Annotated in this window: 24 protein-coding genes; 7 read left to right on the top strand and 17 right to left on the bottom strand. The window is 74.7% G+C overall.

The features are described 5' to 3' along the window. Window positions 1–4: 4 nt before the first annotated feature. The 3 genes from R4Z62_RS22090 to sigE form a co-directional block, all read right to left on the bottom strand. Complete coding sequence (locus tag R4Z62_RS22090) at window positions 5–2,095, bottom strand: S1C family serine protease (RefSeq protein ID WP_491520692.1); 2,091 nt, start codon at window positions 2,093–2,095, stop codon at window positions 5–7. A gap of 143 nt (window positions 2,096–2,238) precedes the next feature. After that, complete coding sequence (locus R4Z62_RS22085) at window positions 2,239–3,240, bottom strand: anti-sigma factor family protein (protein WP_385496253.1); 1,002 nt, start codon at window positions 3,238–3,240, stop codon at window positions 2,239–2,241. Further along, window positions 3,237–3,947 (bottom strand): RNA polymerase sigma factor SigE, encoded by a 711-nt coding sequence (gene sigE / locus R4Z62_RS22080; protein ID WP_079159060.1) that lies wholly within the window; start codon window positions 3,945–3,947, stop codon window positions 3,237–3,239. Before sigE ends, R4Z62_RS22085 begins: the two co-directional genes overlap by 4 nt. Before the next feature lie 248 nt (window positions 3,948–4,195). On the opposite strand from sigE, the gene R4Z62_RS22075 reads away from it, so the two are divergent. Continuing rightward, window positions 4,196–4,891 (top strand): O-methyltransferase, encoded by a 696-nt coding sequence (locus tag R4Z62_RS22075; protein ID WP_078509682.1) that lies wholly within the window; start codon window positions 4,196–4,198, stop codon window positions 4,889–4,891. 109 nt (window positions 4,892–5,000) lie between these two features. Here R4Z62_RS22075 and R4Z62_RS22070 read toward each other — a convergent pair whose 3' ends face one another. Next, window positions 5,001–5,168 (bottom strand): DUF3117 domain-containing protein, encoded by a 168-nt coding sequence (locus R4Z62_RS22070; RefSeq protein WP_003966491.1) that lies wholly within the window; start codon window positions 5,166–5,168, stop codon window positions 5,001–5,003. Window positions 5,169–5,558: 390 nt separating this feature from the next. On the opposite strand from R4Z62_RS22070, the gene chcB reads away from it, so the two are divergent. Further along, complete coding sequence (gene chcB, locus R4Z62_RS22065; RefSeq protein ID WP_064535095.1) at window positions 5,559–6,362, top strand: 2-cyclohexenylcarbonyl CoA isomerase; 804 nt, start codon at window positions 5,559–5,561, stop codon at window positions 6,360–6,362. Window positions 6,363–6,492: 130 nt separating this feature from the next. Here the strand turns inward: chcB and R4Z62_RS22060 are convergent, their stop codons facing one another. Together R4Z62_RS22060 and R4Z62_RS22055 are read right to left on the bottom strand one after the other, a co-directional pair. Beyond that, complete coding sequence (locus R4Z62_RS22060; RefSeq protein ID WP_385496478.1) at window positions 6,493–7,089, bottom strand: DNA-3-methyladenine glycosylase I; 597 nt, start codon at window positions 7,087–7,089, stop codon at window positions 6,493–6,495. 53 nt (window positions 7,090–7,142) lie between these two features. Continuing rightward, window positions 7,143–7,523 (bottom strand): DivIVA domain-containing protein, encoded by a 381-nt coding sequence (locus R4Z62_RS22055; protein ID WP_037888131.1) that lies wholly within the window; start codon window positions 7,521–7,523, stop codon window positions 7,143–7,145. Between the two features lie 171 nt (window positions 7,524–7,694). Between R4Z62_RS22055 and folP the strand changes: the two genes are divergently transcribed. Then, window positions 7,695–8,555: a dihydropteroate synthase gene (folP, locus tag R4Z62_RS22050; protein WP_355482930.1), complete on the top strand. Its 861-nt coding sequence runs from the start codon at window positions 7,695–7,697 to the stop codon at window positions 8,553–8,555. 71 nt (window positions 8,556–8,626) lie between these two features. Here folP and R4Z62_RS22045 read toward each other — a convergent pair whose 3' ends face one another. Continuing rightward, window positions 8,627–9,385, bottom strand: coding sequence for an LOG family protein (locus tag R4Z62_RS22045; RefSeq protein ID WP_064535089.1), 759 nt, complete (start codon window positions 9,383–9,385; stop codon window positions 8,627–8,629). 74 nt (window positions 9,386–9,459) lie between these two features. After that, complete coding sequence (gene dapE, locus R4Z62_RS22040) at window positions 9,460–10,539, bottom strand: succinyl-diaminopimelate desuccinylase (protein ID WP_382850871.1); 1,080 nt, start codon at window positions 10,537–10,539, stop codon at window positions 9,460–9,462. Between the two features lie 93 nt (window positions 10,540–10,632). On the opposite strand from dapE, the gene R4Z62_RS22035 reads away from it, so the two are divergent. Both R4Z62_RS22035 and R4Z62_RS22030 read left to right on the top strand, forming a co-directional pair. After that, the gene (locus R4Z62_RS22035; protein WP_389601218.1) at window positions 10,633–11,628 is read left to right on the top strand and encodes a VldE C-terminal domain-containing protein; all 996 of its coding nucleotides are present in this window, start codon (window positions 10,633–10,635) and stop codon (window positions 11,626–11,628) included. 380 nt (window positions 11,629–12,008) lie between these two features. After that, complete coding sequence (locus R4Z62_RS22030) at window positions 12,009–12,428, top strand: hypothetical protein (RefSeq protein ID WP_064535083.1); 420 nt, start codon at window positions 12,009–12,011, stop codon at window positions 12,426–12,428. A gap of 173 nt (window positions 12,429–12,601) precedes the next feature. Here the strand turns inward: R4Z62_RS22030 and R4Z62_RS22025 are convergent, their stop codons facing one another. Together R4Z62_RS22025 and fdxA are read right to left on the bottom strand one after the other, a co-directional pair. Beyond that, window positions 12,602–13,693: a bifunctional succinyldiaminopimelate transaminase/glutamate-prephenate aminotransferase gene (locus R4Z62_RS22025; protein WP_064535082.1), complete on the bottom strand. Its 1,092-nt coding sequence runs from the start codon at window positions 13,691–13,693 to the stop codon at window positions 12,602–12,604. 109 nt (window positions 13,694–13,802) lie between these two features. Further along, window positions 13,803–14,123 carry a ferredoxin gene (fdxA, locus tag R4Z62_RS22020; protein WP_018571242.1) on the bottom strand — a complete coding sequence of 107 codons (321 nt, stop codon included), beginning with the start codon at window positions 14,121–14,123 and terminating at the stop codon, window positions 13,803–13,805. A gap of 140 nt (window positions 14,124–14,263) precedes the next feature. Between fdxA and R4Z62_RS22015 the strand changes: the two genes are divergently transcribed. Beyond that, window positions 14,264–15,322 (top strand): GNAT family N-acetyltransferase, encoded by a 1,059-nt coding sequence (locus tag R4Z62_RS22015; protein WP_491520691.1) that lies wholly within the window; start codon window positions 14,264–14,266, stop codon window positions 15,320–15,322. A 17-nt stretch (window positions 15,323–15,339) separates the two neighbouring features. Next, window positions 15,340–16,191, top strand: coding sequence for a transglutaminase-like domain-containing protein (locus R4Z62_RS22010; protein WP_491520690.1), 852 nt, complete (start codon window positions 15,340–15,342; stop codon window positions 16,189–16,191). 31 nt (window positions 16,192–16,222) lie between these two features. On the opposite strand, the gene R4Z62_RS22005 is transcribed toward R4Z62_RS22010, so the two are convergent. The 7 genes from R4Z62_RS22005 to mshB form a co-directional block, all read right to left on the bottom strand. Then, entirely contained in the window at window positions 16,223–16,837 is a 615-nt protein-coding gene (locus tag R4Z62_RS22005) for a response regulator transcription factor (RefSeq protein ID WP_064535076.1), read from the bottom strand. Continuing rightward, complete coding sequence (locus R4Z62_RS22000) at window positions 16,834–18,045, bottom strand: sensor histidine kinase (RefSeq protein WP_491520689.1); 1,212 nt, start codon at window positions 18,043–18,045, stop codon at window positions 16,834–16,836. Before R4Z62_RS22000 ends, R4Z62_RS22005 begins: the two co-directional genes overlap by 4 nt. Continuing rightward, window positions 18,042–18,782: an ABC transporter permease gene (locus tag R4Z62_RS21995; protein WP_064535074.1), complete on the bottom strand. Its 741-nt coding sequence runs from the start codon at window positions 18,780–18,782 to the stop codon at window positions 18,042–18,044. The genes R4Z62_RS22000 and R4Z62_RS21995 overlap by 4 nt, the downstream gene beginning before the upstream one ends. Beyond that, window positions 18,779–19,714 (bottom strand): ABC transporter ATP-binding protein, encoded by a 936-nt coding sequence (locus tag R4Z62_RS21990; RefSeq protein ID WP_355482915.1) that lies wholly within the window; start codon window positions 19,712–19,714, stop codon window positions 18,779–18,781. The genes R4Z62_RS21995 and R4Z62_RS21990 overlap by 4 nt, the downstream gene beginning before the upstream one ends. A 360-nt stretch (window positions 19,715–20,074) precedes the next feature. Further along, window positions 20,075–22,552, bottom strand: coding sequence for a hypothetical protein (locus R4Z62_RS21985; RefSeq protein WP_491520688.1), 2,478 nt, complete (start codon window positions 22,550–22,552; stop codon window positions 20,075–20,077). 217 nt (window positions 22,553–22,769) lie between these two features. Continuing rightward, complete coding sequence (locus tag R4Z62_RS21980; RefSeq protein WP_382850186.1) at window positions 22,770–23,228, bottom strand: DUF6113 family protein; 459 nt, start codon at window positions 23,226–23,228, stop codon at window positions 22,770–22,772. Further along, complete coding sequence (gene mshB / locus R4Z62_RS21975) at window positions 23,228–24,148, bottom strand: N-acetyl-1-D-myo-inositol-2-amino-2-deoxy-alpha-D-glucopyranoside deacetylase (protein WP_491520687.1); 921 nt, start codon at window positions 24,146–24,148, stop codon at window positions 23,228–23,230. The genes R4Z62_RS21980 and mshB overlap by 1 nt, the downstream gene beginning before the upstream one ends. Window positions 24,149–24,157: the final 9 nt, after the last annotated feature.

Raw genomic sequence — 24,157 nt, 5'->3', positions numbered from 1 at the left:
CCCGTCACCCGCTGTCCGAGGAGCCGAGCACCAGGGAGATCCTGCGCTGCTTGCCGCCCCGCTCGACGGTCAGCTCCAGCCGGTCGCCGGGGCGGTGGGCGCGTGTGCGGACGATCAGTTCCTCACCCGAGTGGACGCGCACGCCGTCCACCGCGGTGACGACGTCACCGGCCCTGATGCCCGCCGCGGCGCCGGGACCGCCCGGGGTGACCGGGGAACCGCCGCCGCTCGCCCGCTCTCCGACCTTGGCGCCGTCGCCCTCGTAGGCCATGTCCAGCGTGACGCCGATCACCGGGTGGCTGGCCCGGCCGGTGTTGATCAGTTCCTCGGCCACCCGCTTGGCCTGGTTGACCGGTATGGCGAAGCCGAGGCCGATGGATCCGGCCTGGCCCGGCTGCGGATCGGACCCGGAGTCGGCGGAGCGAATGGCCGAATTGATGCCCACCACCCGGCCCCAAGAGTCCAGCAGCGGGCCGCCGGAGTTGCCGGGGTTGATGGGCGCGTCGGTCTGGAGCGCGTCGACGTACGACACGTCGCTCCCGTCGCCCTTCTCGCCGCCGGCCGTGATGGGCCGCTCCTTGGCGCTGATGATGCCGGAGGTGACCGTGCCGGCCAGGTCGAACGGGGCGCCGATCGCGACGACCGGGTCGCCCACCCGCACGTTGTCGGAGTTGCCCAGCGGCATCGGGGTCAGCCCGCGCACGCCGCGCACCTGCACCACGGCGAGGTCGTAGCCGGTGTCGCGGCCGACGATCGTGCCGCGCGCGGTCTGGCCGCCGCTGAAGGTCACCGATATGTCGCCGCCGGCGGCCGCGGGCCCGACGACGTGGTTGTTGGTGAGGATGTGGCCGCGGCCGTCGAGCACGAAGCCGGTGCCGGTGCCCTGCTCGTCCGACCCGGACACGTGCAGTGTCACGACGCTGGGCAGGGCGCGGGCGGCGATCCCGGCGACGCTGTCCGGGGCGCGGTCGGCGGGCTCCTTCCCGGCCTGCGGCAGCGTCACGGTCCCGATGCCGCCGTTGCGTTCCAGATACGCCCCCACGACGCCGCCGATCCCGCCGGCCACGAGCGCCAGCGCCACGGCCCCGCCGACCAGCGCCCGCCGGACCCGCCTGCGCCGCTGCTCCGCGCCGACGACCCCGGCCCCGCTCTCCTGGAGCGGCCCGGCGAGCGGCCGCGCGGCCCAGGGGTCGTAACGCTGCCAGGGGTCCGCGGGGGCGGCGGGGTCAGGGAGGTGCGCGGGGGCGTGCGGGGGCGGCGGCGGGAACGCCGGGGCCAGGGATGGCAGGTCCGGGGATGGCGGGGCCGGGGTCGGTGGGTGGTCCTCGCTGCCGGGCGCGGGGGCACCGCCGTGGGCTCCCAGGGGTGCCGGGGCGGCTGCGGCCGGTGCGCCGCCGGGCGCCATGGGCTGCTCACCGGACGCCGTGGGCGTGGGCGCGGACGGTGCGAGTGCCGCTGCCGGGGGGCCGAGCGGGTCGGCGGGGGACGGTGCCACGGCGGGGTGCTGGAACGGGGGCGCGGGGGCCCAGGGTCCGGGTTGGCCGTAGGGCGGGGTGCCGTAGGGGTCGGGTGCGTGCACCGGCCTGCGCTCGGCGTCGAGCGCCGCCGCCACGGGCCCGGCGGAGGCGGACGCCGAACCGTCGGCGGAGAGGTGCCCGGGAGCGGACAGGGAGCCGTACCCGGGACCAGGGGCGACAGCGGGAGCGGACGCGGCTCCCGACGCAGACCCGGGACCGGGCACGCACACGTCCTCAGCGCCGGACGACGCAGCGGCGTGCTCGGGGCCGGGCACGGGCGCGGGAGCACCGGCGGGGGCGTCCCGGGGAGCGGGCACCGGGGCGGGCGCAGCGGCGTCTGCGGGCCCAGCGGCGTCCGCGTGGCCCCCGGGCAGGTCCTCGGGGCGGTCCCCGGGCTTTGGCGTGCTCAGGCTCTGCGGATCCGGGGGCTGGGCGGGGCGGGCGAGGTGGAAGTCGCCCTCGTCGTCCGTGGTGGTGTCCTGGACGGGCGCGGCGACCGCGTCGTCCGTGGGCGCGGGCGGCCGGGGGCGGCTCCACCATCTCGGGCGGGTGGGTCTCGTGGGCTTGCCCTCGTTCATGTGCTCCCCGGCAGGTGCCCGCGGCCCGGCTCGTCGGTGGTGGCCGCGCTTCGTCGACTGCGCGCCCCGACGGATGTCAGGGGCGCGCCCTCCTGGATTCAACCAGGTTCACGGGCCACCGCGCAGTGCCCGGCCGACGCCGGTCAGGGCGCCAGATGGGAGGTGGCGGCCGACGGCGGTTCGGGCGTCGGGCCGGGGGAGGGCGCGGTGAGGAGACCGGCTGTCGTGAGCTGTGGGTCCGCCGACCACGTCAGGGAGATCAGCGGCCGGGTGCCGAGCGGGCGTATCAGCGGGGACATCAGCGCGGCCCCGGCGGCGACCACCGGTGTCGGCGGCAGCGGGCGCGCCGCCGCGTCCGCTGCCGGGGCGGCGGCCGGCGTGGGCACGCCGGGCAGCAGCGGCGCGGACAGCGAGGTCGGCGCCAGTGGTGCCGTGCCGGTCGAGCGCTGCACGGGCAGGGCCCCGGCCGTGTTCCGGCGCCGGGACGCCTCGGACGCCGTGGCGATGCCCGTGCCCGCCGGGCGCGCCGGGGTGACATTGCTGCCCGCTCCCGCGCCGCCGCGGGTCTCCGCCGCCGTGTCGCCCGCCGCGCCGGTGGTGACACCGCCGAGGGCGACCGCGGCCAGCGACACCGCCCCGGCGGCGACGAACGCGAACCGGCGCCCGCGCGAGGCCGACCGCTCGTTGTCGGGGCGGTTGACGTGATGGATCCGGAAGCCTTCCGACCGCTCCGGCGCGGGCTCGCCCGGATACGGTCCGGCCGGCCCGTACCCGAACGGGAACTGCTCGCCGCGCCGGGCGCCGAACATGCCGGTGTCCCCGGAGTCCGCGGGGAACGCCGGGAAGCCGCCCGGGAACCCCGCACCGCCCAGCGGTGAGCCGGAGCCGGGGTCGCCGCCGGGCAGCCCCTGGAGGCGGGCCAGGAAGCTCTCGGAGGGCGGCGGCGGGGCCGACTCCGCGAAGACGTTCTTCAGGCGGCGCTGTGCGTCGACCTCCGCCTTACACTTCGGGCAGGTGGCCACGTGCGCCAGGACGCGCTCGCGCGTCTCATGACCGAGCTCTCCGTCCACCAGGGCGGAGAGTCGGTCTCCCAGATGCTGTTCCGCGAGCCCCCTCGCGGCGGGGTTGGATCGGGAACCACTCACGCGGTCGCGCCCCCTCCTCCCAGCGCCGCGACGCGGGGCACGAAGCGGCGCCGCTCGGCCCGCCGGGCCTCGGGCGAACGGTGCGCCAGGGCCTTGCGCAGCTGCGAACGGCCGCGGTGGATACGGGAGCGCACCGTGCCGAGTTTGACGCCGAGGGTCGCGGCGATCTCCTCGTAGGACAGTCCCTCGATGTCGCACAGGACGACCGCGGCGCGGAACTCGGGCGCCAGCGTGTCCAGGGCCTGCTGGACGTCGGCGTCGAAGTGCGCGTCGTTGAAGAGCTGCTGCGGGGTGGGCTCCTTGCTGGCCAGCCGCTCGGCCGCGTCGTCACCGAGCGCGTCGAAGCGGATGCGCTGCTTGCGGCGGACCATGTCCAGGAAGAGGTTGGTCGTGATGCGGTGCAGCCAGCCCTCGAAGGTGCCCGGCGTGTACGTCGACAGGGAGCGGAAGACGCGGACGAAGACCTCCTGGGTGAGGTCCTCGGCGTCGTGCTGGTTGCCGGTGAGGCGGTAGGCCAGGCGGTAGACACGACCGCTGTGGGTGCTGACGATCTCCTCCCAGGTGGGCGGAGTCCACGCCTGCCCGTCCGCGTCGCTGGAGAAGGTCGCGGTCGCGGCCGGGGCGGTGCCCTCGGCGTGGGTACGGTCAGCTGCGGTGTCGTTCACGGATTTCGGCCTGCCCGCCGATCCGAGAAAGCGCCGGAGCACTCCTCCCCGATCCACAGGCGAAGCCGCACCTCCCCTGTCGGCTCTGGTGGTGTCCAGTGGAGCCCCTACCATAACCACCTCGCCCGTTAGCTCCGGATAAGCGGTTTTACTTGAATTTGACACGCCCTGCCACGGCTGATGCGGCCGCGTCAGCACTTGCTCGCCGTCCCGTTCCATCCCATACCCCCCGTCCGGACTCCGGTCACGTCCCCCGGTGCTTCCCCACCCCTTCAAACGACCGGTCCCATCTGCGGGTTCCCGGCCCCAACGGATACAGTCACGCCCAGGCATCCAGGGGACAGGAGAGGGTCATTACCGGCAACCGGCAGACGAGCTGGGCGTTCGCCGACGCCTATGTCGCCGAGGACGACGCTCTGCGCTGGGCCCGGGAGCGGGCAGGCGAGGCAGGAGTGCGCTCGGTGACCCCCGCCGCGGGCGCGGCGCTGCGGTTGCTCGCCGCCACCGTGGACGCGAAGGCGGTCGCGGAGATCGGGACCGGCACCGGCGTCTCCGGCATCCACCTCCTGTACGGCATGCGCCCGGACGGGGTGCTGACCACGGTCGACCCCGAGCCGGAGCTCCAGCAGTTCGCCCGGCAGGCGTTCCGCGCCGCCGGCTTCGCCAGCAACCGCGCCCGCTTCATCCCGGGCCGCGCCCTGGAGGTCCTGCCGCGGCTCGCGGACGCGGGGTACGACCTGGTCTTCTGCGACGGCGACCGGCAGGAGTTCCCCGACTATCTCGCCGAATCGTTGCGGCTGCTGCGGCCGGGCGGACTGGTCGTCTTCGAAGGCGTGTTCGCGCACGGCCGGACGGTGGACTCGGGGCCGCAGCCCGCCGAGGTCGTACGGCTGCGCGAACTGCTGCGCACCGTGCGCGAGAGCGCCGACCTGGTGCCGTCGCTGCTGCCGGTGGGCGACGGCCTGCTGTGCGCGGTCAAACGCTGAACCGTCCGCCGGGCGGAAGGGCAGGGCGGCCGAGCCGAGCGGGGAAACAGCGACCCCGGTACCGCATGCGGTACCGGGGCCACCGAAAAGGCTGTGATCCGCTCGCGCGTCAGCCGACGACCTTCTTGAGGGCGTCGCCGAGCGCGTCGGCCTCGTCAGGGGTCAGCTCGACGACGAGCCGACCGCCGCCTTCGAGCGGAACTCGCATGACGATGCCCCGCCCCTCCTTGGTCACCTCGAGCGGGCCATCACCCGTCCGCGGCTTCATGGCCGCCATGCTCGTTCCCCTTCCTGAAACCCAGCTCATCGTCAAAGCCGACGGCGCACCGAAGGGCACGCGCGCGGTCCACTCCCGGAACGGTGCAGGACACACGGCACCGGCATCGAACACATTGCTTCCCAGCCATTATCCCGCATCTCAGGACCCGATGACCAACATCAGTCGGCATCGCTTGGGCAACGCGCGCGAGCAAAACCACTCAATTCGGGGATGTGGCTGCGATACTGCGCTCCCTCTCCCGGGTCTCCCGGCGGCCCGGCCGCCGGATTTCTTTGACGCAGGTCACACGTCCACCGCCCGCTCCGGCCGGTGATCTCCGTCATGCTGTCCCTCGGACACAGGACGTACCGAACGGTACGTCGGAGCCGACACCGGAGGGGAAGTCCCATGGCCGACACCGTGCTCTACACAGTGAGCGACGGACTCGCGACGATCACCCTGAACCGCCCCGAGGCGATGAACGCGCTCGACATCGCCACCAAGGTCGCCCTCCGGGAGGCCGCCGAGTCCGCCGCGGCCGACGACGCCGTACGGGCGGTGCTGCTGACCGCGGCCGGGGACCGGGCGTTCTGCGTGGGCCAGGACCTCAAGGAGCACATCGGGCTGCTGAACGCCGACCGGGAGGGCGGGTCGGGGCAGACGATGAGCACCGTACGGGAGCACTACAACCCGATCGTGCGGGCGCTGGCCGGGGCCGCCAAGCCCGTCGTCGCCGCGGTGAACGGCGTCGCCGCCGGTGCGGGCTTCGGCTTCGCGCTCGCCGCCGACCACCGGATCGTGGCCGACACGGCGTCCTTCAACACGTCCTTCGCGGGCGTCGCGCTCAGCGCGGACTCCGGCCTCTCCTGGACGCTGCCGCGCGCGGTGGGCGCGAGCCGCGCCACCGACCTGCTGCTCTTCCCGCGCACCCTCACCGCCCAGGAGGCCGCCGAGCTGGGCATCGCCCACCGGGTCGTCCCGGCGGCCGAGCTGCGCGCCGAGGCCGAGAAGACCGCGCGGAAGCTGGCCGCCGGGCCGACGCTGGCCTACGCGGCGATCAAGGAGTCGGTGGCCTTCGGCCTGACGCACTCCCTGGCGCAGACCCTGGAGAAGGAGGACGAGCTCCAGACGCGCGCGGGACAGTCCGAGGACCACGCCATCGCCGTACGGGCGTTCGTCGCCAAGGAGAAGCCGGTGTACCTGGGCCGCTGACCGGGCACGGCGCGCCGCCGCCCCGCCGCCCCTCCCCCGGCCGACGGCCGCGAGCCGGGGGGCGGCAGGGTCAGGGACGGCAGGGTCAGGGACGGCAGGGTCAGGGACGGCAGGGTCAGGGACGGCAGGGTCAGGGACGGCGGGCCACACAGTCCGCGAGGTGGTCGTCGACCAGTCCGCACGCCTGCATCAGGGCGTACGCCGTCGTCGGGCCGACGAAGCGCAGGCCGCGCTTCTTCAGCGCCTTGGACAGGGCCGTGGACTCGGGGGTGACGGCCGGGACGTCGGCGAGGGTCCCCGGGACCGTACGGGCGCCCCGGGCGGGGGCGTGGGACCAGATGAGGGCGTCCAGCTCGCCCGGGGACCACGCGGCCAGCTCGCGCGCGTTGGCGAGGGTCGCGTCGATCTTGGCGCGGTTGCGGATGATCCCGGCGTCGGCGAGCAGGCGCTCGCGGTCGGCGTCGGTGAACTCCGCCACCGCGGAGATCCTGAAGCCGGCGAAGGCCGCGCGGAAGCCGGGCCTGCGGCGCAGGATGGTGATCCACGACAGACCGGACTGGAACGCCTCCAGGCTGAGGCGTTCGAAGAGGGCGTCGTCGCCGTGGACGGGCCGGCCCCACTCCTCGTCGTGGTACGCCACGTACTCGGGCGCCGACAGCGCCCACGGGCAGCGCCGGGCGCCGTCCGGGCCCGCGACGGCGGCGCCGGCCGTCGCCGCCTCGGCCACCGGGCTCTCCGGCACCGGGCTCTCGGCCACCGGGCTCTCCACCGCTTCCTCGGTCACTGCTCGTCCTCCGGTCGGGGCTTGGTCAGGTGCACCCGCGCCCCGGTGTCGCGGACCCCGGTGTCGCGGGCCCCCGCCAGGGCGGTCTCCAGGGCCGACTCCAGGTCGGCGATCCGGGCGTCGCGCTCGGCGATCTCGGCGCCGAGCCGGTCGAGCGCGTCGTCCACGTCGGCCATCCGGTAGCCGCGCACGGCGAGCGGCAGGCGCAGCTGCTCCACGTCGGCCGGCCCCACCGGGCGGTCCTCCGGCAGCGGGTCGTGCAGCCGGTCGGGGACGGCCTCGGGCAGCGGGCCGGTGCCCCCGCCGCCCACCACCGCGAGGGTCACCGCGGCGACCACGACCGCCAGCGCGACGACGAGGAACAAGAACATAACCATCGCTGAGGTCCCCACGGAGTCCGGAGTCTGGGTCTGGGTCTGGATCTGGATCTGGATCTGGTGCCATCTGGAGTCTGGCGTATGTGCCAGGGTCCGATCGTGCCATGCGGCACCGACAGTTAAGGTCGCAGGCGGCCGAAGACCGCGACGTGGGAGAAGAGGTCACAGGGGATGCTCAGGCTGGGCAGGCGTGAATTCGACGCGCACGAGCCGGTGATCATGGCGATCGTCAACCGGACCCCGGACTCCTTCTACGACCAGGGGGCGACGTTCCGCGACGAGCCCGCCCTCGCGCGCGTGGAGCAGGCCGTGGCCGAGGGCGCCGCGATCGTCGACATCGGCGGGGTGAAGGCGGGCCCCGGCGAGGAGGTGACGGCCGAGGAGGAGGCGCGGCGCACCGTCGGCTTCGTCGCCGAGGTGCGGCGGCGCTTCCCGGACGTGGTCATCAGCGTGGACACCTGGCGGGCCGAGGTCGGCGAGGCGGTGTGCGAGGCGGGCGCGGACCTGCTGAACGACGCGTGGGGCGGGGTGGACCCGCGGCTCGCGGAGGTCGCCGCGCGCCACCGGGTGGGCCTGGTGTGCACGCACGCGGGCGGCGCCCAGCCGCGGACCCGGCCGCACCGGGTGGAGTACGACGACGTGATGGCCGACATCCTGGAGGTGACCGTGGGGCTGGCCGAGCGTGCGGTGGCGCTCGGGGTGCCGCGGGAGTCGGTGCTGATCGATCCCGGGCACGACTTCGGGAAGAACACGCGGCACAGCCTGGAGGCGACGCGGCGGCTGGGCGAGATGGTCGCCACCGGGTGGCCGGTGCTGGTGTCGCTGTCCAACAAGGACTTCGTCGGGGAGACGCTGGACCGGCCGGTCAAGGAGCGGGTGGTGGGCACGCTGGCCACCACCGCGGTCTCGGCGTGGCTGGGCGCGCAGGTCTACCGGGTGCACGAGGTCGCCGAGACCCGGCAGGTGGTGGACATGGTGGCGGCCGTCGCGGGGCACCGGGAGCCCGCCGTGGCGCGGCGGGGACTGGCGTAGGGCCGGTCCTTCCCGCGCCCGCGCCGCCCCGCCTGCCGCACGGGCCGCCGCCCGGCCGCTTCGCCGCCTCGCTACTTGCCCGCTTCCTTCGACATCAGGGCCACGGCCTCCTCCACGTCGTCCGTGACGTGGAAGAGGGTCAGGTCCGCCTCGGCGGCCTTGCCCTCGGCGATGAGGGTGTGGGTCAGCCAGTCGACCAGGCCGCCCCAGTAGGCGGTGCCGAACAGGACGATGGGGAAGCGGGTGACCTTCTGGGTCTGGACGAGGGTGAGCGCCTCGAAGAGCTCGTCCAGGGTGCCGAGGCCGCCGGGCAGGACCACGAAGCCCTGCGCGTACTTCACGAACATCATCTTGCGGACGAAGAAGTAGCGGAAGTTGAGGCCGATGTCGACGTAGGGGTTGAGCCCCTGCTCGAAGGGCAGCTCGATGCCCAGGCCGACCGAGGTGCCCCCGGCCTCGCAGGCGCCCTTGTTCGCCGCCTCCATCGCGCCGGGACCGCCGCCGGTGATCACCGCGAAGCCCGCCTCGACCAGACCGCGCCCCAGCCGCACCCCGGCCTCGTACTCCGGCGAGTCCACCCGGGTGCGGGCCGAGCCGAAGACGCTGATCGCGGGCGGGAGTTCGGCCAGGGTGCCGAAGCCCTCGATGAACTCCGACTGGATGCGCAGCACCCGCCACGGGTCGGTGTGCACCCAGTCGGTGGGTGCGCGCTCGTCCAGCAGCCGCTGGTCCGTGGTGCTGGCCTGGACCTGGCCCCGGCGCCGGAGCACCGGGCCCAGGCGCTGCTCCTCCGGTGGCACCTTCTTGCCCTCGGGATTGCCTGTAGGCATATGCGCTCCCTCCACGTGCGGTCGTTCCACCCCACCCTAGGGCCCCTCGGCGGGTCCGGAGCGTGGCCGCGAGGTCAGCTCGTCAGCCAGGCGCGCAGCCGCTCCTCGCCGGTGAGGATCTTCGCGGTCTCCACCCGTTCGTCCCGCTTGTGCGCCAGGTGGGGGTTGCCGGGGCCGTAGTTGACGGCGGGGACGCCGAGCGCGGAGAAGCGGGAGACGTCCGTCCAGCCGTACTTGGGCAGCGGGATGCCGCCGACCGCCTCGATGAAGGCGGCGGCGGCCGGGTGGTCGAGGCCGGGCAGCGCGCCGCCGCTGTGGTCGTCGATCACGAACTCCTCGACGCCGCAGTCCGCGAAGACCTCGCGGACATGGGCGACGGCCTCCTCCTCGCTGCGGTCGGGCGCGTAGCGGAAGTTGACGGTGACGACGCACTCGTCGGGGATCACGTTGCCCGCGACTCCGCCCGAGATGCCGACCGCGTTGAGGCCCTCGCGGTACTCCAGGCCGTCGATGACCGGGTGACGGGGCTGGTACTCGGCGAGCTTGCGCAGGATGGGCGCGGCGGCGTGGACGGCGTTGGCGCCCATCCAGCCGCGCGCGGAGTGCGCCCGCTCGCCCTTGGTCTTCAGCAGGACGCGCAGGGTGCCCTGGCAGCCGCCCTCGACCTGGCCGTCGGACGGCTCCAGGAGGATCGCGAAGTCGCCCGCCAGCCAGTCCGGACGGGCCTCGGCGACGTGCTTGAGGCCGTTCAGGTCGGCGGCGACCTCCTCGTTGTCGTAGAAGACGAAGGTGAGGTCGCGGTTGGGGGCCGGGACGGTGGCGGCGATGCGCAGCTGCACGGCCACGCCCGCCTTCATGTCGCAGGTGCCGCAGCCCCAGAGCACGCCGTCCTCGTCCAGCCGGGACGGCACGTTGTCCGCGATCGGGACGGTGTCGATGTGTCCGGCCAGGATCACCCGCTGGTCGTGCCCGAGGTGCGTGCGGGCGACGACGTTGTTGCCCATGCGGTCCACCGTCAGGTGCGGCAGGGCGCGCAGCGCGGCCTCGATCGCGTCGGCGAGCGGCTTCTCGGTGCCGCTCTCCGAGGGGAAGTCCACGAGCTGCGCGGTGAGTCGCGCGGCGTCCAGCGTGAGGTCAAGCGGGGTATCGGCCATGCCTGCGACCTTAGCGCCCGGCTCCGGCCACGCGCCGCCGTGTCCGCCGTCACCGGCTCCTGCGGCGGTGTCCGTCTCCAGTACCTTGTACGCGTGCCAGAGCCGTCCCCCACTCCGAAGCGTCGTGGCCGCCTCCTCAGGTCGGGGGCGGCCCTCTGCGTCCTGCTCGCGGTCGCGGGCTATCTCACGGTGCAGTACCTGACCGGCGGTACGGGCCCCGGCTGCGAGGTCGTGGCGGCCGGCCGGGACGGCGGGTCCTACGAGTTCACCCCGGAGCAGGCGGTGAACGCGGCGACCATCGCGGCCGTCGGCACCGGGCGCGGCATGCCCGAGCGGGCCGTGACGATCGCGCTGGCGACCGCCCTCCAGGAGTCGGACCTGCGCAATCTGGACCACGGCGACCGGGACTCGCTCGGCCTGTTCCAGCAACGGCCCTCGCAGGGCTGGGGGTCGGCGAAGGAGATCATGGACCCGGCGTACTCGGCGGGGATGTTCTACCGGCACCTGGACAAGGTGGACGGGTATCAGCGGCTGCCGGTGACCGTGGCGGCGCAGCGCGTGCAGCGCAGCGGCTTCCCGGAGGCGTACGCCCGGCACGAGCCGGACGCGGCGCTGCTCTCCGCCGCCCTGACCGGACGGGCCGCGGCCACGCTGACCTGCCAGGGCAGGCCGGGCATCAGCCCGTCGACGGGTCCGGACGCGGTACGGGCGGCGCTGGTGCGGGACTTCGGCCGCGAGGTGGTGCAGGTGGCCGCGGCCGAGGCGGGCGGCGGCCGCGGCGCGTCGGCCGCGCCCACGGCACCGGCCGCCGGGGCGGCCACGGACGGGCGCACGGTGACGCTGCCGGTGCGGACCGGCTCCGGTGACGGGCGCAGCACCGCCGAGCGCGGCTGGCAGCTGGCGCACTGGGCGGTGGCCAACGCCTCCGCGCTGCACATCGAGCGGGTGGCGTACGCCGGGCGGGAGTGGACCGCCGGGGTGACCGAGGGCGAGTGGCGCGCGGTGGACGGGAAGAACGGCGCTCGATCCGAGGGCCCGGCGGGTTCGGCGGGTGCGGCGGCCACGGTCCGCATCACGACGGGCCGTTAGCGCCTCCCGTCCGGCTCGCCGGGCCGTGCGCGGCGGTGGGGAGCCGTGCGGATCTTCACTCTCCCGGGTGGTGGGCGAGGCGTCGGGGCGACGGCCGGGGCGGGTTTTCGCGGGGGCCGGCGGGCGGATCGCCACAGCCCTTGGGGAGACAGTGCCGGAAGGATTCAGCAGCCGTTCCGGGCGGTCGGCCTTTGCCCGTTTTTATCCACACCTGATAATGCGACGCATTACCAACTCTTTACGTTGTTCCGCCGCAACCTTCGCGCGCTTCGAGCGGTAGTCACTGCGTCCGAGCCCGGCCCGCCGGGGGCCGCACGGCCTCCGGGAAGCGCCCGGCCCGGTCCGATACCTCAAGGTTCCCCTCCCGTCGAAGGAGCAACATGTCCCTCCCCCTGACCCGCCGTATCGCCCGCGCCGCGCTGCTCGTCGCCGCCGGGGCGGCTGCCGGGGTCGGTGCGGCCGGCTCCGCCGGTGCCGCGCCCCAGCTGCCGGCCACCCCGAGCCTGGGCGGCCTCACCGCCCTGGACGCGGCGAGCGTCGGCAACACCGTGGACGGTGCGGCGCAGCACGTCACCGGGGTCGCGGGCGACACCGGCGGCAAGGTGGTCAAGCAGGCGGTGCCCGCCGCGGGCAAGACCGGCGGCGGCCTGGTGAAGAAGACGACGCCGGTGGCGCAGAAGGCGGCGGGCGACGCGGCCGGGACCGCCGGCGGCCTCCTCGGCGACACCGCGAAGACCGCGACCCAGGGCGGGCTGCCCACCCAGGGCCTGCCGGTGCAGGGCCTGCCGCTGGGCGGCTGAGCACCGGCCGCAGCGCCCTCTCCCGTGTCCTGCGGGACACGTCCTGCCGAAGCCGTGCGTGCACACGGCGAAGGGGCCCGGGAATCCTCCCGGGCCCCTTCGCCGTGTGCACGCCGCCGTCCTGCGTCTTCGTACGCGCCTGTCCCGCGCCTCCGTACGCGTCTGCGGGCGGGTCAGAGGCGGGCGACGGCCGCCGCCACCCGCTCGTCGGTCGCCGTGAGGGCCACCCGGACGAAGCGGTCGCCGGCCGGGCCGTAGAAGTCGCCGGGGGCGACCAGGATGCCGAGACCGGCCAGGTGCGCCACCGTGTCCCAGCAGGACTCGTCGCGGGTCGCCCACAGGTACAGGCTGGCCTCGCTGTGCTCGATGCGGAAGCCGTGGCCGAGCAGGGCCGCGCGCAGGGCGGCGCGGCGGGCGGCGTAGCGCTCGCGCTGCTGGTGGACGTGGACGTCGTCGCCCAGCGCCGCCACGACCGCCGCCTGGGTCGGCGCCGAGGTCATCATGCCGCCGTGCTTGCGGATCTCCAGCAGCGGACCGAGGACCGCCGGGTCGCCCGCGAGGAACGCGGCGCGGTAGCCCGCCAGGTTGGAGCGCTTGGAGAGGGAGTGGACGGCGACGATGCCGTCGTGGGAGCCGCCGTTCACCTCGGGGTGCAGCACCGAGACGGGCTCGGCCTCCCAGCCCAGCTCCAGGTAGCACTCGTCGGAGACGACCAGGACGCCGTGCTCGCGGGCCCAGGCGAGGGTCCGGGTCAGCTCCTCCTTGCCCAGCACCTTGCCGGTGGGGTTGGAGGGCGAGTTCAGCCACAGCAGCTTCAGGCCCGCCGGGTCCAGCTCGGTCGGCTCGTCGTAGGCCACGTACTCGGCGCGGGCCAGCCGGGCGCCGACCTCGTACGTCGGGTAGGCAAGGCGCGGGAAGGCGACCTTGTCGCCGGGGCCGAGGCCCAGCTGGGTGGGGAGCCAGGCGACCAGTTCCTTGGAGCCGACGATCGGCAGCACGTGCCGGTGGGTGATCCCGCGCGCGCCGAGGCGGCGCTCGGTCCAGCCGGTGATCGCGTCGCGCAGTTCGGGCGTGCCCCAGACCGTCGGATAGCCCGGCGAGTCGGCCGCGGCGACCAGCGCCTTCTGGATCAGCTCGGGGACCGGGTCGACCGGGGTGCCGACCGACAGGTCGACGATGCCGTCCGGGTGGGCGGCGGCCGTCTTCTTGTACGGCTCCAGCTTGTCCCAGGGGAAGGCCGGAAGGCGGTCGGAGACTGCGGACACGGGATCAGGCTCACTTTCTGGTGCGGGAAACGCCGCGGTCCCGCACGGCCGCCGACACGCTCGAGGCGGTCAGGCCGTACGGGACCGGGGCGGCGGGGCCACCGGACGGTTACTCGGCCTGCGGCGGCAGCGCGGCGACGAACGGGTGGTCACGCTCGATCAGCCCCAGCTTGCTGGCGCCGCCCGGAGAGCCGAGCTCGTCGAAGAACTCGACGTTGGCCTTGTAGTAGTCCTTCCACTCCTCCGGCACGTCGTCCTCGTAGAAGATCGCCTCGACCGGGCAGACCGGCTCACAGGCACCACAGTCGACGCATTCGTCCGGGTGGATGTACAAGGACCGCTGGCCCTCGTAGATGCAGTCGACCGGGCACTCCTCGATGCACGCCTTGTCCTTCACGTCGACACAAGGCTGCGCGATGACGTAGGTCACGCTGTCGTTCCTCCTCGATAGGGCGCTGGCGGGCCTCCACAGGCTCCGCCGCCTGGCGCGCGGGAGCGCGGCGTCGTCGATGCCCGCCCCTAGTATCTCCGTTCCGGGGCATGATCCATACAGGAGGGGTGAACTGACCTGTGGAAATCTGGGCGCCAGGGCCGCCAGTGGTCCGTATCACCGCTGCTGACGTGGGCAAACGGGTCTCCGTGCGGCGCTTGAGCGAACCTCGGGGAACGGGTGAGAAGTTCACCGACACGGTCGGAGTTCTCACATCATGGGACAACGGTGTGCTGCTGATCACACGCAAGAGCGGTGAAACCGTGCGTGTCGCGGAGTCCTCCATGGTGGCCGGGAAGGTGGTTCCGCCGGCCCCGGCCCGCCGCCGGGGACCCGCCGCCTCCTACCCCGAGCTGGCGCGCGCCGCGGCCCGCGCCTGGCAGCCGGTGGAGAGCGAGCGGCTCGGCGACTGGGAGCTGCGGGCGGCCTCCGGCTTCACCCGCCGCGCCAATTCCGTGCTGCCGCTCGGCGCCCCCGGCCTTCCGCTCGACGCGGCCCTGGCCGCCGTACGACGCTGGTACCGGGAGCGCGGCCTGCCCGCGTACGTGCAGACCGCCACCGGCGCCGAGGGCACGCAGGAACTGCTGGGCGCGGAGCTGGAGCGGCGCGGCTGGACGCGCGAGGTGAGCGCCGAGCTGTGGACCGGGGCGCTCGCGCCGGTCGCCGACCGGGCGGACCCGGCCGCGGCCGCGGCGGTACGGCTGTCGCGCACGGCCGACGAGGCGTGGCTCGCGCGCTACCAGCGCAAGGGGGTGAGCGAGGTGGCCCTGAAGGTCCTGGGCGGCGGGCCCTCGGTGTGGTTCGCGACGGTCCCGGGCGCGCACGCCGGGGACGCGCCCGCCGCGATCGGGCGGTGTGTCGTGGACGGCCGGTGGGCCTCCTTCGCCGCCGTCGAGGTGGATCCGGCGCTGCGCCGCCGGGGCCTGGCCGGCGCCGTCCTGGCCGCGCTCGCCCGGCGCGCCCTCGACGAGGGCGCCTCGGCCGCCTGGCTCCAGGTGGAGACCGACAACACGGCCGCGCGGGCGCTGTACGCCGGACTCGGCTTCACGGCCCACCACGCCTACCACCACTACCGCGAGCCGGAGCCGCAGGCGGACGGGGACGCCGCCGGGCCGCCGTCCTCCCCCGCGTCGCCGTGAGGGAGCACTGGCCCGCCATGCGCCATCCCGCTCCCCCGCCGCCCGGCCGGTCCGCCGAACTGCGCCGGCGCTTCGCCGAGGAGGCGCGCGCCGAGCGGCCCGACCTGGCGGCGCTGTGCCTGCTGACCGGCGCGGTGGGCGACGGCACGCTGGACGAGGACGGGCTGGACGCGGCCCAGCTCGAACTGGACCGGCTGGCCGGGCAGCTGCCCTACCGGCCGGGCACCCCGCTCGCCTGGGCGCGGGCCGTGGGCGCCCTGCTGGGCGAACGGTACGGGTTCCGCGGCGCGGCCGCGGACTACCAGCGGCTGGACTCCTCGCTGCTGCACGCGGTACTGCGGCGGCGGCGCGGGCTGCCCATCCTGCTGTCCGTGGTGTGGCTGGAGGTGGCGCGCCGGGCCGGGGCGCCGGTGTACGGGGTGGCGCTGCCGGGGCACTTCGTGGTCGGGTTCGGCGAGGCGGCCGAACAGGTGCTCGCCGATCCGTTCGACGGGGGCCGGGTGCTCACCGGGGCGGACGCGGAGCTGCTGGTGACCGGGGCGACGGGCGCCCCGCTGGACCCGTCGATGACGGTGCCGACCGAGCCGCTGGACGTCGTGCTGCGGATCCTGAACAACATCCGCGCCTGGGCGGCCCTGCGGCCCGAGCGCTCCGACGTGGCGCTGTGGGCCCTCGACCTGTCGCTGCTGCTGCCCGCGCACCCGGCGCGGCTGCGCCACGAGCGGGCCCGGCTGCTGGTGGAGCGGGGCGAGTTCACCGAGGGCGCGCGGGCGCTGGAGGAGTACGCGGACCTGGTGGCCGCCGTGGACGAGGACGCCGCCGGGCAGGTGCGCGCCCAGGCGCGGGCGGCGCGGGCCCGGCTGAACTGAGCCCGCCGCGCTCCCCGCGCGCCCTGTGGTGCTACAACCAGCCCTTCTCGCGGGCGATGCGGACCGCTTCCGTCCTGTTGCGGACGGCGAGCTTCTGGATGGCCGTGGAGAGGTAGTTGCGGACGGTGCCCTGGGACAGGTGCAGGGCCGCGGCCAGCTCGGCGTTGGTGGAGCCGTCGGCGGCGGCGCGCAGCACCTCGCGTTCGCGGTCGGTGAGCGGGTTGGCGCCCTCGGCGAGGGCGGCGGCGGCCAGCGTGGGGTCGATGACCCGCTCCCCGGCCAGCACCTTGCGCACGGCCGCGGCGAGCTGGGCGGCCGGGGCGTCCTTGACGAGGAAGGCGTCGGCGCCCGCCTCCATGGCGCTGCGCAGATAGCCGGGGCGGCCGAAGGTGGTGAGCACCACCAGCCGGACGTCCGGCAGCTCCCGGTGGAGCCGGGCGGCGGCCTCGATGCCGGTGCAGCCGGGCATCTCGATGTCGAGCAGGGCCACGTCGATCCCGTGGGCGTGCGCGGCGGCCACGACCTCGTCGCCGCGGGCCACCTGCGCGACGACCTCGATGTCGTCCTCCAGGCCGAGCAGGGCGGCCAGCGCCTCGCGGACCATCGACTGGTCCTCGGCGAGGAGGACCTTGATCGTGCTGCTCATGCCCGGGATCCTACGTTCCCCCCGGCGGCGGCCGGCACCCGGGCGACCAGCCGGAATCCACGCTTGAGACGGCCCGCCTCCAGCATGCCGCCCGCCTTCTCCAGCCGTTCGGCAAGGCCGGTCAGGCCGTTCCCGGGACCACCGCCGGAGCCGCTGCCGGAGCCGCCCGTGCCGTCGTCCTCCACGCACAGTTCGAGCAGCGGCCCGTCCAGGGTCTGGCGGCGCACCACCTCGACCGCGCAGCGCCGGGCACCGCTGTGCCGTACGACGTTGGTGACGGCCTCGCGCAGCGCCCAGGCGAGCGCGGACTCGCTCTCCTCGGGGACGCCGTCGAGGGCGGGCTCGGCGGGCAGATCGCAGCTCACCCCGGCCGCGGTCAGGGCGACCCGGGCACCGGCCAGCTCGGCGGCCAGGCGCGGGCGCCGGTAGCCGGTGACGGCCTCGCGCACGTCGACCAGGGCCTGCCGGCTGACCTGCTCGATGTCGGCGACCTGCTGGGCGGCCTTGTCCGGGTGGCCGGGCAGCATCCGCCCGGCCAGCTCGCTCTTCAGCGTGATCAGGGAGAGCGAGTGGCCGAGCAGGTCGTGCAGGTCGCGGGCGAGGCGCAGCCGCTCCTCGTTCGCGGCGAGCTGGGCGACCGTGGCGCGGGCCTGGCGCAGCTCGATTGTGGTGCGCACCAGCTGCCGTACGCCCGTCATGGCGAACCCGACGAGCAGCACCAGCAGGACCAGCGTCCACATCGCCCCCGCGCCGACGGCCTGGCCCACGAGCACCATCACCACGGTGGTCGCCGGGATGGCCGCGTAGGCCACCCGCAGCGGGAACGTCGTGCCGCAGACCACCGAGACGTACACGAACAGGCCGATCCAGGCCCCGCCGAGGGTCAGGGTCAGGACGACGGCGAGGACCCCGAGGACGGCGACCATGCAGGCGACGACCGGCTCGGAGAAGGGGCGGCCCATGTTCCGGAAGACCAGCGCCAGATAGGTCCCGGTGAAGGCGGCGAGCCCGGCCCAGCCGGCCGCGGTGGCCGCCGGCTGGTGGGTGCCTGCGGCCAGGTCGTGCACCGGCGAGCTGAGGAAGACCAGCCAGGGCAGGATCCACACCAGCTTGCGCCAGGCCTCCCCCAGGGTGCGCGGCGGTTCGCCCATGCGCAGCAGCCGGTCCTGGCGGCCCTGCTCGGTGCGCTCGTCCGTCATGGTGCTCACGCCTTCAGCGTGTCCTTCCGGTACAGCCAGGCCGCGCCGCCCGCGAACAGGGCGAAGAAGACGACCAGGACGGCGATGTCCTTGGCGTGCGGGGCCTGGCTCTGTTCGATGGCCTGCCCCAGAGCAGCGTACGCGTGCGTGGGCAGCCACCTGGCGATGTCCTGGAGCCACTGCGGGAAGGTGGTCGCGGGCATCCACAGGCCGCCCAGCAGGGAGAGACCGAAGTAGACGATCATGGTGATGGGGCGGACCGCGTCGCCGGTGGCGAGGTAGCCGAGGGCGACGCCGAGCGCCGCGAAGACCAGGCTGCCGGCCCAGATCGCGCCGGTCAGGGCGAGCCACTGCCAGGCGTCCAGGCGGACCTGCTTGACGACGGCGGCGACCACGAAGACGACCACGATGGACGGCAGGCTGACCACGGCCGCGCTGGCGGTCTTCGCGAAGACGTAGCCGCGCCCCGGCAGGGTGGTCAGCCGCAGCTGCCGCACCCAGCCGCTCTCGCGCTCCTTGGCGATCCGCTCGCTGTTGCCCATGAGCACGGCGGTCAGCGCGCCGAAGGAGGCCATGGAGACCATCATGTACGTCGGCAGGGTCAGCCCGGTGCCGTCGACCTTCGTCGTGCCGTCGGCCTGGCCCGCGATGATCAGGAACAGGATCGAGGGGTAGAGCACGGAGAAGAAGAGGAACTTGCGGTTGCGCAGGGCGCGGGCGAGTTCCAGCTTGATCAGACTGTTCACGACTGCTTGGCCTCCTCGGCCTCGGTGATGGCGACGAACGCCTGCTCAAGACCGAGCCCGGCGACTTCGAGATTGCGGGGGTAGACGCCGAGTCCGTACAGGGCGTGGACGGTCGCGTCGGCGTCGGTGGACTGGGCGCGGACGGTCTGCCCCGACACGGTCAGCGAGGTGAGGAAGGGCAGACCGTGCAGCGCCGCCTCGTCGATCACGCCCTCCAGGTCGAAGGCGATCCGGCGGGCGCCCGCCTTCGCCTTGATCTCGGCGGCGGTGCCGTCGGCCAGCAGCCGGCCCCGGTGCAGCACGAGCACCCGGTCGGCGATGGCGTCGGCCTCCTCCAGGTAGTGCGTCGCGAACAGGACCGTGCGGCCCTGGTCGGCCTGCTCGCGCATGGTGGCCCAGAACGCCTGCCGGGCGGAGACGTCCATGCCGGTCGTCGGCTCGTCCAGGACGATCAGGTCGCTGTCACCGGCCGTGGCGAGGGCAAAACGCACCCGCTGCTCCTGGCCGCCGGAGAGCTTGTTGACCTTGCGGTCGGCGATCTGCGTGACCCCGGCGCGGGCCAGCACGTCGGCCGGCTTGTACGGCCTGGGGTGCAGGTCGCAGGCGAGCTTGACCAGCTCGGCGACGGTGACCTCGTCCATCAGCCCGCCGCTCTGGAGCATGGCGCCGACGCGCCCGGCGACGATCGCCTCGCGCGGGCCGGTCCCGAAGACGGACAGGGAGCCGCTGTCGGGCTGCTTGAGCCCGAGCAGCAGATCGAGGGTGGTCGACTTGCCCGCCCCGTTCGGGCCGAGCAGGGCCACGGTCTCCCCCGGGTACAGGGCGAGGCTCAGCCCGTCCACGGCCCGTACGGTCCCGTAGCTCTTGGTCACCTGGTCGAACGCCACCACCGCGGTCGCGTGCGCGGTGGTGGTCTCCGCTGTCGTCGTCATGCCCCCATGGTGGCCGGAGGCGGGGGCCGTCCGGCAGTGTCGGCGGTCCTGGGCGCGGGATGACAGATGTCATGGGCCGCGCATGACAGGCGCCGACATGCGCAGGGCCCCGGCGCGCGCGGGCGGCGCGCTCCGGGGCCCTCGCGGGACAGGCCCTAGGGCCTGTCGTCAAATTCCCGCCTGCCCCGCGACGCCATGCACGCACTCTCGCCGCACCGGGCCCAGACCCGAGTACGTCCAGTACGCGGGCCAGGGCCCGGCACTCCCCCGAGCTCTCCGAGCAGGGGGGACCCCCAGAGCACGCACCTGACGCCGCGAAGCCCGCCCTCCGGGCGGACGACGGGAATTTGACGACAGGCCCTAGTTCGGGTTGGTGTCGATGACCCCGACCCGGTCCGTCTTGCTCACCAGCGCCGGACGCAGCGCGGAGATCACGTCCGTGACGGTGACGGGGGTCTTCTGCCCGTTGCCGCGGGTGATCAGCACTCCGTCGAAGATGCCGCCGTAGAGGTCCTTCAGCTTCGCCTGGTCGTAGTACTCGACCAGCTTGCCGTCGACCGCCTTGACCCCGAGGAACTTCCAGAGGGACTTCTCCGGGCTCATCAGGAGCGCGTGTCCCGGCCCCGCGCTCACGGTCACCTTGGCCGACATCGCCGGCTCGGCGAACGCCTTCATCATCCGGTCGACCTCGGCGTTGGAGACGGTCGGCTGCCGGACGGTGGTCGGGACCTGGACGGGCGCGGTGCTGCCCGTCTCCACCTGGGCGCGGTACGCCTGCTCGACGGCCTGCACGGAGCGGGCGGCGTCGATGCCCTTGCCCGTCTTGCCGTACACGGCGACGGCCTTGCCCGATTCGAAGCGGATGGTGCCGTCGGTGGCGGAGCCCGCGCCGCCCGCCGCGTTCTGCAGGGCGGCCTGGAGCTTCTCCTCGTCGACGGGCATCTGCGGCTCGACCACCCGGTGGTTGCCGAACAGGGAGCCGATCACGGAGACGGGGTTGTAGTCGCTCTGCGCCGCGGCGCTCGCCGTCGCCTGGGTGTCGAGCTGGAGGCCGGCCTGGTCGGGCCTGAGGCTGACCGTCCTGCCGTCGACGCTCAGCTTCAGCGGCTGCTTCTCCCGCTTGCCGAAGGCGTCGTCGAGCTTCTTGACGGCGTCGTCGCGACTGCCGCCGCCGACGTCGACGCCGAGCACGGTGGTGCCCTTGGGCACCTCGGAGTGGTTCATCAGCAGCCCGGCGCCGTAGGCGACACCAGCGGCCACGACCACCAGACCGCCGAGCAGCGTGATCTTGCTGCGCCCCTTCTTCTTGGGCCTGGCGGCCTTGCCGGACTTCCCGGCGGGCGGGGCGCTGCGCTGGTCCGGCTCGGGCGCCGGGGCGGCCGGGTCCGTACGGGGGCCGCCCGTGCCGTCGGGGGAGATCACCGGCATGCCGCTGGTGACGGTGTGTCCGGAGACGTTGTCCGGCCGCGGGCCGTGGCCCGGGGCGCCCGGCTCGGGGGTGAAGTTCTGCGGGGTGAGGATCGCGGTGTCGTCGCTCAGCCCGCCGCCGGGGAGGGAGGTGCCCGCGCCCGGGTGCGCGGAGAGCGCGCCGGGTGCACCGGGCATGCCGGGAGTGCCGGGTACGCCGGGTACGCCGGGAGCACCGGACGTACCGGGTGCGCCGCCGGTGCCCGCGCGGGGCGCGCCCGGTACGCCGCCGTGCGGCAGCAGGGACGCGTCGCCGGTCATCGGGCCGCTGGTCGGTCCGGTGGGGCCCGGTGAACCGCCCGGTCCGCCGAGGCCGCCGGGGACGCCCGCGCCGTCGAAGCCGCCGGGACCACCGGGGCCGCCGGGACCACCGGGTGCGCCCTGGCCTCCCTGGCCGCCTTGGCCGCCCTGGGCCGGGTAGTCGGCGGGTGCGCCCTGGCCGTTGCCGGTGAAGTAGGGCAGGTCGTCCCGGCGCGGCTCGCCGCCGCCGGAACCGGAGCCGGGGCCGCCGGGCCGCGAACCGCCGGACAGCGGTCCCGCGGCCAGCGCCTCGGTGACGTCGAAGGAGCCCGTGCCGCCGCCGTGGCCCGGGGCGACCGGGCCGCCGGTGGCACCGGGCAGCCCGGAGCCGCCACCGGAACGGGAGGAGCCGGTGGGGGCCCGCATGGAGCCGACCACACCGCCGGGGCGTCCGCCGCCGCCCGGCACCGTGCCGCCGGGGGCGTCCGGGCCGGGCGCGGCGCCACCGGGTCCGCCCGGGGCCGTACCGCTCGCGGAGCCGCCGCCCGCGTCCGAACCGCCCGGCAGGCCCGCGCCGTTGGTACCGCCGCCACCCGGACCGCCCTTGGCCGCGGGGGACTTGCGGGGCGCGAACCAGTCGCTGGTCGGCTTGTCCTCGCCGGACGCGGCGGACGCGCCGGACGCGGCGGTCTCGGCACCGGAGTTCGCGGCGCCGGAGTTCTGGGTGCCGGAGCTCCCGGCGCCACCGCCCGGGGACCGCGGGTCGCCGGTGCCTCCGGCGGGACCGGCGGGACCGGCCGCCGGGTCGCTGCCGCCGCCCGGCCGGGACCCGGCGGCGGAAGGCCGGCCGGCCGCGCCCTCGGTCCGCGTCCCGGCCGTGTCGGCTTCGCCGTCGGCGACGGGCTTGCGCACGACCACCGGCGGAATCGGCCGGGAGCCGGGGATGTTGATCCGGATCCGGGTCGTCAGCGTGGTCTCGGTCTTGCGTTCCTCCGGCTGCGCGGCCGAACGGCCCGCGTCCGCACCGTCGTCGGAGACCGCCGGCACACCGTACGGCGGGGTCCCCGAAGGGTAGGCGGTACCCCCGCGCCCGTTGGGCCCGGAGGACGGAGTGTCAGTTTCACGACTCAAGGCAGGTTCTCCCGGTTGGCTCCGCCGCCCGACACGACCTCACTTCGCGTGGGGGTCCCCCCTGCGCGAGCGGAGTCGAGCGTTTGGGGGAGGCTCGGCGGCGCGCACCACCATACTGGCCACGTCCGCCCCTCATCCCGGGACCGCTGGGGAAACCCCCACCGGACCCGCACCGGGACGTCGGGAAGAAGTGGTACGTCACTCGCCAAGTCGGACGTCACGGCCGTCCGGTTGCCCGGCCCGCGCCCCAGGTGGCACAGATCACAGCCACGGCCATGCCGCCGAGCAGGAAGAGATAGGAGCCGCCGCCCGCCGCGAAGAAGAAGTCGCCCTCCGGGCGGCTGGTGGTGAGCAGCACGACGGCGACCAGCCAGCCGACCACGCCCGCGACGGCACCGCCCCGCCCGCGCAGCGCCCGTGCCCCGCCCAGGAAGAGCCCGGCCGCACCGGCGAGGGCGAGCAGCAGCCCGCCCGGGAACCAGGCCGACTGCACCAGCGACCCGGCGATGCCGACCACCGCGCCGAGCACGAACAGCACGAGGTAGGCGGCGGCCCGCCCGGCGGACGGCGGCCGAAGGGGCTGCGCCAGCATCGACCCGCCGGCAGCACCCCCACCGCCTCCGCCGCTCCCGCCGCTCGCGCCGCTGCGCGCGGCTCCGCGTCCGGACGTACTCATCACGCCCCCGCCCCTTCTTCGTCCTTTTCACCGACGCCGATCCCGGCGAACAGATCGGTCGAGGCGCCCTCGGCGCCCGCACCGGCTCCTTCCCCGCGCACCAGCTCGTAGTACTCGGTGGTGAACAGGGGCTGGGCGAGCTGGTTGGAGAGCGCGAAGTACGGCTCGGCCACCTCGATCTGGGTGGTGTGGGCGCGCATCGCGGCGGCCTTGGCGGCGGCGTGGGCGGGGCCGCCCTCGATCCGTACGGTGATCCGCTCGTCGTCGACGACACCGGGCACGTCGTCGATGCCCGCCGCCTTCTCGAACGGCAGGCCGGGCAGCTCCCCGTCCAGCCGCGCGAAGGCGGCCTCGGCGACGGAGCGCGGCACCCGGTTCCAGTACGTCCTGGCGATCTCCCAGGGCGCGCCCAGGTCGGGGCGCACGGCGGGGTCGGCGGCCAGCTCGCGGGCGCGCATGGCGACGCGGTGGGCCTGGATGTGGTCGGGGTGGCCGTAGCCGCCGTTGTCGTCGTAGGTGACGAGGACCTGCGGGCGCACCTCGCGGATCACGGCGACGAGGTGGGCCGCCGCCGCGTCGGGCCCGGCCTGCCAGAAGCAGTCCGGGTCGTCGTTGTCGGCGAGGCCTGTCATCCCGGAGTCCTGGTAGCGCCCGGCGCCGCCCAGCAGCCGGAAGTCCGCGACCCCCAGCTCGCCCATCGCGGCGGCCAGCTCCTGCCTGCGGTACGCCCCGAGCGCGGCCCCGGTCAGATGCCCCAGCTCCGGCGGGATGACCTCACCCCGCTCCCCCAGCGTGCAGGTCACGAGCGTCACCAGCGCGCCCTCGGCCGCGTAGCGGGCCATGGTCGCGCCGTTGTTGATCGACTCGTCGTCGGGATGCGCGTGCACCAGCAGCAGACGCCGGTCGGGCAGTTCCGTCATACCCCCACC

It is taken from the genome of Streptomyces sp. PL-25, assembly GCF_058344915.1.
The sequence above is the reverse complement of the archived record's forward strand: the minus strand, read 5'-3'. Positions and strand labels throughout refer to the sequence as shown.

Coding starts and splice junctions, on each gene's coding strand:
- R4Z62_RS22090 (WP_491520692.1), bottom strand. CDS start 2,095: ATGAACGAGGGCAAGCCCACGAGACCCACCCGCCCGAGATGGTGGAGC.
- R4Z62_RS22070 (WP_003966491.1), bottom strand. CDS start 5,168: ATGGCGGCCATGAAGCCGCGGACGGGTGATGGCCCGCTCGAGGTGACC.
- chcB (WP_064535095.1), top strand. CDS start 5,559: ATGGCCGACACCGTGCTCTACACAGTGAGCGACGGACTCGCGACGATC.
- R4Z62_RS22055 (WP_037888131.1), bottom strand. CDS start 7,523: ATGGTTATGTTCTTGTTCCTCGTCGTCGCGCTGGCGGTCGTGGTCGCC.
- folP (WP_355482930.1), top strand. CDS start 7,695: ATGCTCAGGCTGGGCAGGCGTGAATTCGACGCGCACGAGCCGGTGATC.
- R4Z62_RS22045 (WP_064535089.1), bottom strand. CDS start 9,385: ATGCCTACAGGCAATCCCGAGGGCAAGAAGGTGCCACCGGAGGAGCAG.
- dapE (WP_382850871.1), bottom strand. CDS start 10,539: ATGGCCGATACCCCGCTTGACCTCACGCTGGACGCCGCGCGACTCACC.
- R4Z62_RS22030 (WP_064535083.1), top strand. CDS start 12,009: ATGTCCCTCCCCCTGACCCGCCGTATCGCCCGCGCCGCGCTGCTCGTC.
- R4Z62_RS22010 (WP_491520690.1), top strand. CDS start 15,340: ATGCGCCATCCCGCTCCCCCGCCGCCCGGCCGGTCCGCCGAACTGCGC.
- R4Z62_RS22005 (WP_064535076.1), bottom strand. CDS start 16,837: ATGAGCAGCACGATCAAGGTCCTCCTCGCCGAGGACCAGTCGATGGTC.
- R4Z62_RS21990 (WP_355482915.1), bottom strand. CDS start 19,714: ATGACGACGACAGCGGAGACCACCACCGCGCACGCGACCGCGGTGGTG.
- R4Z62_RS21980 (WP_382850186.1), bottom strand. CDS start 23,228: ATGAGTACGTCCGGACGCGGAGCCGCGCGCAGCGGCGCGAGCGGCGGG.
- mshB (WP_491520687.1), bottom strand. CDS start 24,148: ATGACGGAACTGCCCGACCGGCGTCTGCTGCTGGTGCACGCGCATCCC.